This is a genomic window from Ruminococcus sp. J1101004sp1_RTP21198st1_B9_RTP21198_201120 (assembly GCF_040924245.1).
GTDB lineage: Bacteria > Bacillota > Clostridia > Lachnospirales > Lachnospiraceae > Blautia_A > Blautia_A faecis.
In genome coordinates this window covers 1-2600 of record NZ_JBCOMI010000070.1, presented here as the reverse complement: position 1 = coordinate 2600, position 2600 = coordinate 1, and the positions used below count along the sequence as shown (strand labels likewise).

Sequence of the window (2600 nt, the reverse complement as noted above, 5' to 3'; positions counted from 1 at the left end):
ATCAATTTAACAAGCCCCAGCAAAAAGCCGGGGCTAATACTTCAATTATTTTAGGACATTTTCAAAAACGCTTGACATATATTATAATTTTAATAGCATATTTAAAAACCATATTCTAAAACGGCAGTTTCCCTGCAATTTTCTTCAGGTAGGCTCCGCCTGGCATCATGGCAAACTGCTCATCAGATGGCTTGCTCACTGCCAGATATACAATAAAATAGGCAACCATTCCAAGAACCACTGCGATTCCAAGGCTGATGAAATTGGAATGGATCAGCTTATAAATTCCATAATAGGAAAAGCCTGCCACTACAGCCATAGGCACAGATGCCAGAAGTGGATTCAGATAAGCACTTCTCCATGGATTTTTGTACTGCATATACTGTTTCATCGCCCGCTCGTTCAGCAGACACATAACAACCGCATAAATAATCATTGCCACTACAATAGCGTATACACCAAGGTCAGTTGCAAACAGCAGGATTGCCATGGCAATCACATCCACTACCAGAGCAATTGCTGCATTGATCATGGGGATATTGGGCTTTCCGATTCCCTGCAGCACACCATTGGAAATATTGGAATTTCCATTGAGAATGATGGTAATGACACCAAGCATCATCAGCTGAGCTGCTGCTCCCTCTGTTCGCGGAAACAAAAGTCTTGTGATCGGGCCGGCAAGAACTGCAAGCCCAACTGCACACGGAATGGAAATAAACATACTGATCCAGGTTGCGCGGTCGATCTTATCTCTGGCACTGTCCATATTCCTCTTGGCATACTGGGCAGAAACCTCCGGAATCATGGATGTGGGTGCTGTACTTGCAAGCGTAAGGGGAATATTGATCAGGGTCATATAATAGCCATATTCCGCGTAGAGACTTGTAATGGTATCATGGTCAATTCCCTTAAAGCCCTGAATGCCGGAATACATATAACTGTTAATAAAGCCGTTTACATTGTAAATAAAAGAGCTGAGGATGATCGGCATTACGATGAGAACGATATTCTTCATAACCTCGCCGGTGGCCTCATCACGGGAATGGGTATCCCTTGCCAGTCTCTTTTTGATATTCTTTCGGTTTACCCAATATACAAAAAGCATGAAAAGTAACGCTGATGCAACTCCGGCACCGGTTCCCATAGTAGCTCCGGCAGCCCCCCAGGCATTTCGTACAGATTCTTCCGCATTACTGAATTTATTCAGCATGACAGTAGACATCAAGATTGCAAAAACCGCTACAAAACACTGTTCCACAATCTGGGACAATGAGGTAGGGAGCATGTTTCGATATGCCTGAAAATAACCTCGGAAGGTACCAAGAATTCCTGACAGGAAAATGGTTGGTGCCAGCATTTTCAGTGCAAGTCTGGCTCCGGACATGGATTCCGGCACCAGAATGGACGAGCCGAAAAGACAAAAAAGTGCTACTACGCCTCCCATTATGATTACATATAACAGCGCACAGTGAAATACCTTCTGGGCGTCTCTGTAACGTTTAAAAGCCAGCTTTTCTGCCATAATCTTGGATACTGCCTGCGGAATGCTGAAAGAAGCGATCATCAGCAGGATAAAGTAAACATTCTGGGCATAATTGAAAAGACCCATACTGTTATTTCCAAGAGTATTGGAAAGCGGACTTTTATAGAGCATTCCGATGATCTTGGAGATCAATGCCGCGATCATCAGGAATGAAGCATTTTTTACAAGTGTGTTATCGTTCTTTTTCCCCATTTCTTATTGTTCCTTTTTGATATTTTCAATCTGCCAGTCAATGGGGGCAAGCCCGTTTTTCTCCAGAAATTCATTGGTCTGGCTGAAATGCCTGCATCCGAAAAATCCTCTTGACGCAGACAGCGGGCTTGGATGTGCAGCTGTGAGTACCAGCTGCTTCGGATTGTTCAGCATTGCTTTTTTCATCTGGGCAGGTCTTCCCCAGAGAAGATATACGATCGGGCGGTCCTGATCATTCAGGGTCTGGATAACCGCATCGGTAAACTGTTCCCAGCCGATTCCTCTGTGTGAAAACGCCTGGTGGGCGCGGACAGTCAGTACTGTGTTCAGAAGAAATACGCCTTGTTTTGCCCATTTTTCCAGGCAGCCGTTGTCAGGAATATAGCAGCCCAGGTCGCTGTGGAGTTCTTTATAAATGTTTACCAGAGACGGGGGAATGTCTATATCTTCTCTTACAGAGAAGCAAAGGCCGTTGGCCTGTCCATCGTTATGATAGGGATCCTGACCCAGAATAACTACTTTTACATCGTTTAACGGGGTGTATTCGAAAGCATTAAACATATCCTGGGGCGGTGGGAATACTTTCGTGGTGCGGTATTCTTCCATTATTGTTTTATATAGTTTGGCATAATATGGCTGATGAAATTCATTCTTCAGCGCGGCCTGCCAGTCTCCTGTTATCTGGCCCATTTTAATTGTCACCTCATCTTTTGTATTTTGCTATTTAATTGGTTGGTCGTTATTCCGGACGCGATTTCACAATGTATATTCACCGCCGCGCGTCCAGGCGTTCCGGCAAGCTAATGACTAACTACGACTAAGACGCTCAGGAAAGCCTTCGCGCCTAAGTCTCCGTAAGTCATGG

At 44.7% G+C, this 2600-nt stretch carries 2 protein-coding genes; both read right to left on the bottom strand.

Annotation, left to right across the window (positions count from 1 at the left end; all coding sequences use genetic code 11):
* Positions 1–115: 115 nt before the first annotated feature.
* Positions 116–1735: a polysaccharide biosynthesis protein gene (locus AB5618_RS21215; RefSeq protein WP_237963821.1), complete on the bottom strand. Its 1620-nt coding sequence runs from the start codon at positions 1733–1735 to the stop codon at positions 116–118.
* Positions 1736–1738: 3 nt separating this feature from the next.
* Positions 1739–2425: a uracil-DNA glycosylase gene (gene ung, locus AB5618_RS21210; protein WP_118584187.1), complete on the bottom strand. Its 687-nt coding sequence runs from the start codon at positions 2423–2425 to the stop codon at positions 1739–1741.
* Positions 2426–2600: the final 175 nt, after the last annotated feature.

What these genes read in the sequence shown, in the direction of transcription:
- AB5618_RS21215 (WP_237963821.1), bottom strand. Translation starts at nt 1,735, where the DNA reads ATGGGGAAAAAGAACGATAACACACTTGTAAAAAATGCTTCATTCCTG.
- ung (WP_118584187.1), bottom strand. Translation starts at nt 2,425, where the DNA reads ATGGGCCAGATAACAGGAGACTGGCAGGCCGCGCTGAAGAATGAATTT.